Genomic DNA, 8,178 nt, shown 5'->3' with positions numbered 1-8,178 from the left:
GATCATTCTCCATCAATGCTTGATGCGATATTTGGGGCGGCAGCCGTCCCTCCGAGCCCTTGGGACGGAAAGCGGCGGACGAGGCTGGAACGGGCGCGGCCGCCCTGTCGCCGAGGCACTGCCTCGGCGGGAAAGGCCGGGCTCGTGGAATTACTGCGGTTTTGGCTTGGTGCGGTATCGCGCCGATTGACGGGCCAGCACCAGCGCGCCGACCAGGAACAGCAGGCCGGTGCCGGGCTCGGGCACTTGGGAAGCGAGCGCCGTGCGGCCGCTGGCGACGACGTTGAACAGGTCGTCGACGCGCTCGTAGGACTGGGCGCCGGGCGTGCCCGTGCCCAGCCAGGTGAAGCCCACCTCGAAATCGAATTTCCCGGCAGGCAGGCTGTTCAGCGCCATGAAGCTGGACACGCCTTCCAGTGGAACTGTCGGGTCGGGCTGGGTCACGCTCGCGAGCCAGTCGCCGCTGCCCGGTGTCAATGCGTCCAGTTCGGCGTACAGGGCGGCGTCGAAGGTGATCGTCAGGCCATGGAAGGCTGGCGTGGCTTCACTGTAATGGTAGATGTATTTCATGCGGTTTGGAGCGCCGGGACTGTCGACCGTGTCTATCACCTCATAGATCAATTCGGCTTTGGCAGCGTGCCCGGCGCAGGCCAGGGCCGCGCCCAAGGCGAGCGCCGACACCATCTTTCGCATCTTCATAGAATCCTCAGTTTGTAGTGGACAGCTTGAATAAGGCCAGGGCAATGCCCCCGCTTCAAAGCGGGTGTCTAGGGTGCTAAGTCCGGGATATCAACGATACTATTGCCGAGTAAAAACATATGCTGCAAAGCAGCGTTACTTGCAAAATATAACTGGAGCTAAATGTTACACCCGTTACATATTGTTACGACAATGGTATAATTATGATAATTAAGTGCACATTCGTCAAGAAAAAATGCCGATACTGACCGAAAACTTTGATGCAGGTTCAAGTGGAGAGGGATAATTTTGCGCGGTCCGCCATGATGGCAGCTATGAAACTAGCATGCTGCACTGCGGCGTGGGGAGGCCCCGCCGGGATGGCGGGCGTGGCGGATGAGATACGCTTACTTCAGGAATGGCTGTTCTGGACAGCGCTCAGTCGCGGGGATGGGCTGGCAACTGGCTCAGCACTTTGCGCACCGCGCCGTGGGCCATGGCCACATCCGGCGAGTCATGCAGCATGGCGTTGTAGCGCGTGCGGAAATCGTCGTTGGTGGGGGGCAGGGGGCCGATCAGGCCCTCGACTTCGGCGCGGAAGCGCCGCTCCAGGTCGACCACCAGGGCTTCCTCGTCGTCCAGGCATTCATCCAGTTCGCTCAGTACGCCGGACAGCTTTTGCAGCCACGCGAAATGCGGGTGGCTGGTGACCAGTTGCAGGTGCTCGAGCGCGCTGCCCACCTGGCCGAAATATTGGGTCTCAACATCGAGCAAGGCTTTGTGCAGCGCTCTCAGCGCGCGCGACAGTTGCTGCAGGTCGCTGCGCAGGGATTTTCCTTCGATCATGTCCGGCTCCGGCTTGTTGGCGAAAACGCCATCATAAGCCATCGCCGGATTTACTGTGCTCTACAATTTGGCAGGGGCGGCGCCCGGTGCGGTGGCGGCCGTTGCGCCGTTCAGCAGCGAGCGCGAGCGGGCATAGCCGAAGTAGACCACCAGGCCGATCACCAGCCAGATGCCGAAGGCGATCCAGGTGAACCAGGCCAGGAAGCTCATCAAGGTCAGGCACAGGACCACGGCCAGCGCCGGAACGTAGGGCACGCCGGGGCAGCGGAAGGCGCGCGGCAGGTCGGGGCGCTTCCTGCGCAGGATGATGACGGCGACCGACACCAGGCAGAAGGCGGCCAGCGTACCGATATTGATCAGCTCGGTGAGCACGTTGAGCGGCACCAGGGCGGCGATGCCGCCGAAGATCAGGCCCACCATCCAGGTGGCGAAGAAGGGCGTGTGGTACTTCGGATGGACTTCCGACAGCTTTTTCGGCAGCAGGCCGTCGCGCGACATGGCAAAGATGATGCGGGTCTGGCCGTAAGCCATCACCAGGATCACCGTGGTCATGCCCAGGATGGCACCCAGGTTGACGAAGCGCGCCACCCAGTTTTCACCGGCGTACTCGAGCGCCAGCGAGACCGGATGGTCGACGCCGAGGAATTTCTGGTAAGGCACGATGCCGGTCATGATGGCCGACACGACCACGTACAGTACGGCGCAGGCGGCCAGCGAACCGATGATGCCGATCGGCAAGTCGCGCTCAGGGCGTTTCACTTCCTCGGCGGCCGAGGTCACCGCGTCGAAGCCGATGAAGGCGAAGAACACCAGTGCGGCCGCGCTCATGATGCCGGTCACGCCGAACGGCGCGTACGGCTGCCAGTTGGCCGGCTCGACATGGCCTATGCCGACGGCGATAAACAGCAGCACGACGCCGATCTTGATGGCGACCATGACGTTGTTGACACGGGCCGATTCGCGCACGCCCAGCGACAGCATGGCGGTCAGCACCACCATGATGAGCAGGGCCGGCAGGTTGAACCACGTGCTCACGCCGGGCACCGCGCCAGGCGCGGCGGTCAGTTCGACCGGCAGCCGGAAGCCGACGCTGGCGAGCAGCGATTGCAGGTAGCCGGACCAGCCGACCGACACGGCCGACGTGGCCAGGCCGTATTCGAGCAGCAAGTCCCAGCCTATCATCCAGGCGACGATTTCGCCCAGGGTGGCGTAGCTGTAGGTATAGATCGATCCGGCCACCGGCACCGACGAGGCGAACTCGGCGTAGCACAGCGCGGCGAAGCCGCAAGCGACTGCGGCGATGACGAAGGAGATGGTGAGGGCGGGGCCGGCGGTCAGCGCGCCGGTGCCGGTGAGCACGAAAATGCCGGTGCCGACAATGGCGCCTATGCCCATCAGGATAAGGTCGAACGGCCCCAGTACTTTGGCCAGTCCGCCGGGGCGGCGGCTGGCGGCCACCATGTCGTCTAGATTCTTGGTTCTAAAGATGCTCACTATCTGGGTTCTCCAATGTGTCTCTGTCTTGAGTTTTTGTATGTTTTAGCCCGTGCCAGATCATGGCCGGATGCTGCCGCATACTAGCACACGGCACACTGCGCGCACCATGGCAGGGAGACAGTTTGGAGGGGGCGCTGCTGAGCGCGATATCAGCGCGGCATCAGTGCAACTTCGGCGCAACGTCAGTGCAATAAGCGGCCCGTGCGGTGATCCACGTAGCGGCTCTGCGCGACCGGCGCGCCGGGACTGCGCTCCAGTTTGGCCTGCACCAGCTTCTGCCAGGCGCTCACCCAGCGCGATGCCACCACGCATTCTTCGGTCGACCTGGCGCCGAGCGTGCGCTCGACGGCGAGTTTCTGGCGTTTCAGGGCGTACAGGGCTTGAGCGTAGTTGTCCATCGGAATAGGTCGAACTGAAGTTAAGCGTTGGGCTGCTGGAGACTCCATTATCAGGCAGCTCGGCACGGCTGAATGTGCGTTACCTCACCTTACGTAGGAATAAGACGACATTTTTGCATGCCGATGTACTACACGCGGCCATCCCCCACTCCGATACTGCTGAGCTATTGCAGGCAATAAAGTAGAGGCAAGCAAAACAACAACATTGACCAGGTGCCTTCCATGTACAACGCCATCACGACCGAGTCCTGCGCAGCGACCCGACAGACCACGGGCCCGCAGGCCGTATCCCTGGCCGGTGCCCAGCAAAACGAAGTGTTGCGCGCATTGCCCCTGGCCGAACTCGAACGCCTGTTCCCCGAACTGGAACTGGTGCAGCTGAGCCCCGGCAAGCGCTTGTACGACTTCGGCGAACAGCTCGAATACGCCTATTTCCCGACCAACGCCATCGTGTCCCTGCAATATATCAACGAGGAGGGCGCCACCACCGAGATTGCCGTGGTGGGCCGCGAAGGCGTGGCAGGGGTCGCCATCTACCGCGGCGAGCGCGCCAGCTGCACCGCCGTGGTGCAAGCCGCAGGCTATGGCTACCGCCTGGATGCCGACACCTTGCGCGACATGTTCGCCGAGGGAGGCGAACTGGCCCACCAGCTGATGCGCTGCACCAGCCGCATGTTCGCCCAGCTGGCGCAGAACGTGGTCAGCAGCCGCCACAGCAGCATCGACCAGAAACTGTGCCGCTGGCTGCTGGAACGCCTGGACCGTTCCTTGGGCAATGAGATCAAGGCGACCCAGGAAACCATCGCCAACCTGCTGGGCGTGCGCCGCGAAAGCATTACGGCGGCCGCCTGCAAGCTGCAGCAAGAGGGCGTGATCCAGTGCCGCCGCGGCGTGATCGTCGTGCTCGACCGCAGCGGCCTCGAACTGGGCGCGGGCTGCGGCTGCTACTTCGCCGCCCGCCTGGCCAGCGCGCCGGACACGCTTTCCGCCTGAGGCCTACAGCCCGTACAGGATGGCCGCCAGATTGTCGTAGATGGGATAGACCCCGCCCGGCAGCTGGTCCCAGCCGATCACGTCGAAGTGGTCGTACTGGTCGACATAGCCCAGATAGTTCCAGCTGCCCTTGACCGAGCTGCCGTTGTAGTTGCGCACCGGCTGCCCGGCCGGCGCCCGCATGCTCACCGTGTTGACCACGCCGTCGTTCGGATACCAGGTCGAGTCGGTCGGCACCCGGCCTGCCGCGCTCTGGCGGTAGGAGCCCATGCCCGGCTGCAGGATGGACGGCACCACCCATTCGCCGGCCGTGTTCTTCAGGAAGAAGATCATGTCGTTGCGGGCGTACTGGTAGCTGCTGCTCTGGAAGGGCGCGATCAGGCGGTCGGTGTCGTTACAGCAGAAACTGCCTTGCGCGGTCGCGCGCGAACCGATCGAGTAGTAATAGACGTTGGGCGAGGTCTTGACCCAGGCGTTCAGTTCGGCGGCGCCGTCCGGGCCCAGGTCCCATTGCGCCGCGTCGTGGTTGTCCAGGTTCCAGAACGGCGCGCCGTCGGTGCGGCCGATAAAGTCGGCGATCGATTCGGCCGGCCCTTGCGCCAGGCCGTATTGTTCCAGGCGGAACTTGTAAGCCGCCGTGCTGCCGCCCAGGCCCGCCACCTCGACGATCTGGCCCGCCAGTTCGGATACCTTGGGCACGAAGTCGACGATCACGTCGCGCAGCGTGGTGCCGTTGTGCGGGGTGGCGATGGTGGCCGCGCTGGTCACCCAGCCGATTTTTCCGCCTGTATATAGGGCGCCGCCGCCCTCGTTGCCGTTGGGGGAGCCGTTTTCCAGCAACTGGATCAGCGTGCGCACGGTCTGCCCTCCCTGGCTGTGCGACACCAGGTGGACGGGATGCTGCGCGTCCCACGACGGGTACAGCGCCAGCGGATAGTTGTTCGGATTATTGGCGGGGTCCGCCGCCCAGCATTTGCCAGCCGGCTGCTGGATCTCGCCGTCGGCTGCATGCTGCGCGGCGTGCTGCGCGCCGTAGTCGGCGCAGCCGCCCTTGATCTGATAGTACAGTTCCACCGCCCGGTCCCAGTTCGAACTGACCGGCCCCACGCCGGCGGCGTACACGGGATGCTGGCTGCTGCGCAAATGGGCGGCGATGTCGTTGAAGCCGCCCCAGTAGGAGAAGCCGGTGCCTTGCAGCGAATCCGGGCCGAAGCCCAGGAAACCATGCACCAGCACGATGGGATGGTTGTTGGCTGCGTGTGCTACCGGTGTGGCGAGGCAGGCGGTGAGGGCGATTTTTGCCAGCAATTTCATGGTGCGGTCTCCGGTGGTGGGTAAGGTTGCGCTGACACCATTTCACCACGCCCGGCGGCGCTGCCGGCCCGCCGCGATGCTGCCGCGCGAGCCAATCGCATGGATCGGCAAGCCTTGTCATGGACAATAATCGCAAAAATTGCCGTGTGTAACGGAACCGGACGCGGCAACAGCAGCGCTATAATGGTGCAAACCACCTCCCATTTCCCAGATGCTATCCCACACCCGAGCCCCGGTCCGCCTGCGCCATCTGCTGGTCCTGCTGACCGCCATCGGGTTCCTGCCGCTGATCCTGATCGGCGCCTGGGGCGTGAAAACCACGGCCGACTACCAGCGGCGCGAGCTGGAGCGTTCGATGCTGGACCTGTCGCGCGCCCTGTCGAGCGCGGTCGATGCCGAGCTGGACGGCTGGATCGCCACGCTGCGCACCATGGCGCGCACGCCCGCGCTGGCCAACGGCGACATGGAAGCTTTTTACGAGTTTGCCAAGGAGCAGGTGCAGACCCAGTCCGACTGGTCCAGCGTGGTGCTGACCGACGCCACCGGCGAGATGGTGTTCAAGACCTCCTTGCCCTTTGGTTCGCAGGACGGCCGCGTGATCGATCCGGACAGCCTGCAGCGCGCCATGGCGCTGCGCCAGCCCGTGGTCGGCCGCATCGCGTTCGGCCAGCTGTCCAGGCCGGCCTTCCCGGTACGGGTGCCGGTCAGCGACGGCGCCAACCGCCAGTTTGTGCTGACAGCCGCCATCCAGCCCAGCCGCATCCTGAAGCTGGTGCAACGGCAGAAGAATCCGGACGGCTGGGTGATCAGCGTACTCGACAGTACGGGCTTGCGCGTGGCCCGCTCGCTCGACCACGAGCACACCCTGGCCACCGGCGCCAGCCCGTCGCTGGCGCAGTTGCTGCAGACCGGGCCGATGGAAGGCGTGGGCGTCACGCGCACGCTGGAAAACCAGGAAGTGAGGACGGCCTACACGCGCCAGTCGCGCCACGGCTGGACCGTGGCGGTCGGCGCGCCGACCGCCGAGCTGACCCGTACGCTGCTGCAAAGCGTGGCGATCTACGCCGGCGCCATCATCGCCTCGCTGCTGCTGTGCACCGGCCTGGCGGCGATGATCGCGCGCCGCACCGTGTCGGCCATGAGCGCGATGCAAGAGCAGGCCGTGCGCCTGGGGCGCGGCGAACCGGTGCACATCGCGCCGTCCGGCATCTATGAAGTCAACCTGATGGGCCTGGCCCTGGACGCGGCGGCCTACCAGCGCACCGCGCACGAGCAGGAGCGCAGCCGCTTGCTGGCCTCGCTCGAGCGCGCGCTGAAAGCGCAGGAGGACGCGCTGGCGCGGGCCGAGAGCGCCAGCCGCGCCAAAGACGACTTCCTGGCCGTGCTGGGCCACGAACTGCGCAATCCGCTCAGCCCCATCGTCAGCGCGCTCGACCTGATGGCCGCGCGCGAGCAGGGCGTCTACCAGCGCGAGCGCGATGTGATGCGGCGCCAGGTCACGCACCTGAAGCGCCTGGTGGACGACTTGCTCGACGTGTCGCGCATCACGCGCGGCAAGCTGGAACTGAACAAGGCGCCGGTCAACCTGTGCTCGGTGGTGGCGCAGGCGGTGGACGCGGCCAACGCGGCCAAGACGCGCGGCCCGGCCATCGCGGTGCAGATGCCCGGCAGCTTGTGGGTGTTCGGCGACGAAAGCCGGCTGGTGCAGGTGCTGACCAATCTGCTGTCGAACGCGGTGCGCTTCGGCGGCGACGGCGCCATCGTCGTGATGCTGGAGGCCAGCGGCATGCACGCGCGCCTGGTGGTGCGCGACCACGGCGTGGGCATGCTGCCGGCCATGCTGGAGCACATCTTCGAACCGTTCTACCAGGCGCCGCAGCCGCTGGCGCGCGCCGCCGGCGGCCTGGGGCTGGGCCTGGCCATCGCGCGCAACCTGGTGCTGCTGCACGGCGGCCGCGTCCACGCCAGCAGTGCCGGGCAGGAGCAGGGCAGCGCCTTCGAAGTGCTGCTGCCGGCCATCGCCGAGCCGGCTTTGATACGCGACGGCGCCGAGCCGCCGCAGCCGGCCGCGCCGCGCCGCGTGCTGGTCGTCGACGACAACCAGGACGCGGCCGACAGCCTGCGCAATCTGCTCGAGCTGAGCGGGCACGAAGCGCTGGCCGCGCATAGCGCGCTCGACGCGCTTGACGCTTTCGCGGCGCTGCGGCCCGAAGTGGCCGTGGTCGATATCGGCTTGCCGGACATGAGCGGCTACCAGCTGGCTGCCGCGCTGCGGGCCAAGGCCAAATGGCCGCTGCGCATGATCGCCCTGACCGGCTACGGCCAGGCGGCGGACAAGCAGCGTGCCAGTGCCGCCGGCTTCGACATGCACCTCACCAAGCCGGCCGACATCGGCGACCTGCAGCGGGCCATCGCCGGCGAGGCCTGAAGCCGGCCGAAAAAAAACCCTGAG

7 protein-coding genes are annotated in these 8,178 nt (G+C 65.5%); 2 read left to right on the top strand and 5 right to left on the bottom strand.

All coding sequences use genetic code 11. The features are described 5' to 3' along the window. Positions 1-150: 150 nt before the first annotated feature. From ACSQ8Y_RS09650 to ACSQ8Y_RS09635, 4 genes are all read right to left on the bottom strand, one after another. The gene (locus tag ACSQ8Y_RS09650; RefSeq protein ID WP_436266233.1) at positions 151-699 is read right to left on the bottom strand and encodes a PEP-CTERM sorting domain-containing protein; all 549 of its coding nucleotides are present in this window, start codon (positions 697-699) and stop codon (positions 151-153) included. 417 nt (positions 700-1,116) lie between these two features. Then, complete coding sequence (locus tag ACSQ8Y_RS09645; RefSeq protein ID WP_436266232.1) at positions 1,117-1,524, bottom strand: hypothetical protein; 408 nt, start codon at positions 1,522-1,524, stop codon at positions 1,117-1,119. Between the two features lie 60 nt (positions 1,525-1,584). Then, positions 1,585-3,018: an amino acid permease gene (locus ACSQ8Y_RS09640; RefSeq protein ID WP_436266231.1), complete on the bottom strand. Its 1,434-nt coding sequence runs from the start codon at positions 3,016-3,018 to the stop codon at positions 1,585-1,587. Between the two features lie 185 nt (positions 3,019-3,203). Next, positions 3,204-3,419 carry a hypothetical protein gene (locus ACSQ8Y_RS09635; protein ID WP_436266230.1) on the bottom strand — a complete coding sequence of 72 codons (216 nt, stop codon included), beginning with the start codon at positions 3,417-3,419 and terminating at the stop codon, positions 3,204-3,206. Between the two features lie 222 nt (positions 3,420-3,641). Here ACSQ8Y_RS09635 and ACSQ8Y_RS09630 point away from each other — a divergent pair, with 222 nt between their 5' ends. Beyond that, entirely contained in the window at positions 3,642-4,412 is a 771-nt protein-coding gene (locus ACSQ8Y_RS09630; RefSeq protein ID WP_436266229.1) for a Crp/Fnr family transcriptional regulator, read from the top strand. Positions 4,413-4,415: 3 nt separating this feature from the next. Here the strand turns inward: ACSQ8Y_RS09630 and ACSQ8Y_RS09625 are convergent, their stop codons facing one another. Further along, on the bottom strand, positions 4,416-5,726 hold the full coding sequence (locus ACSQ8Y_RS09625) for an esterase/lipase family protein (protein ID WP_436266228.1): 1,311 nt from the start codon (positions 5,724-5,726) through the stop codon (positions 4,416-4,418). A gap of 211 nt (positions 5,727-5,937) precedes the next feature. Here ACSQ8Y_RS09625 and ACSQ8Y_RS09620 point away from each other — a divergent pair, with 211 nt between their 5' ends. Beyond that, positions 5,938-8,154, top strand: coding sequence for a hybrid sensor histidine kinase/response regulator (locus tag ACSQ8Y_RS09620; protein ID WP_436266227.1), 2,217 nt, complete (start codon positions 5,938-5,940; stop codon positions 8,152-8,154). Positions 8,155-8,178 lie beyond the last annotated feature (24 nt).

The organism is Pseudoduganella sp. LjRoot289 (assembly GCF_964252925.1).
GTDB lineage: Bacteria > Pseudomonadota > Gammaproteobacteria > Burkholderiales > Burkholderiaceae_D > Rugamonas.
The sequence above is the reverse complement of the archived record's forward strand: the minus strand, read 5'-3'. Positions and strand labels throughout refer to the sequence as shown.

Excerpts from the sequence above, each read along its gene's own strand:
- ACSQ8Y_RS09650 (WP_436266233.1), bottom strand. The coding sequence starts at position 699 with ATGAAGATGCGAAAGATGGTGTCGGCGCTCGCCTTGGGCGCGGCCCTG.
- ACSQ8Y_RS09645 (WP_436266232.1), bottom strand. The coding sequence starts at position 1,524 with ATGATCGAAGGAAAATCCCTGCGCAGCGACCTGCAGCAACTGTCGCGC.
- ACSQ8Y_RS09635 (WP_436266230.1), bottom strand. The coding sequence starts at position 3,419 with ATGGACAACTACGCTCAAGCCCTGTACGCCCTGAAACGCCAGAAACTC.
- ACSQ8Y_RS09630 (WP_436266229.1), top strand. The coding sequence starts at position 3,642 with ATGTACAACGCCATCACGACCGAGTCCTGCGCAGCGACCCGACAGACC.
- ACSQ8Y_RS09625 (WP_436266228.1), bottom strand. The coding sequence starts at position 5,726 with ATGAAATTGCTGGCAAAAATCGCCCTCACCGCCTGCCTCGCCACACCG.
- ACSQ8Y_RS09620 (WP_436266227.1), top strand. The coding sequence starts at position 5,938 with ATGCTATCCCACACCCGAGCCCCGGTCCGCCTGCGCCATCTGCTGGTC.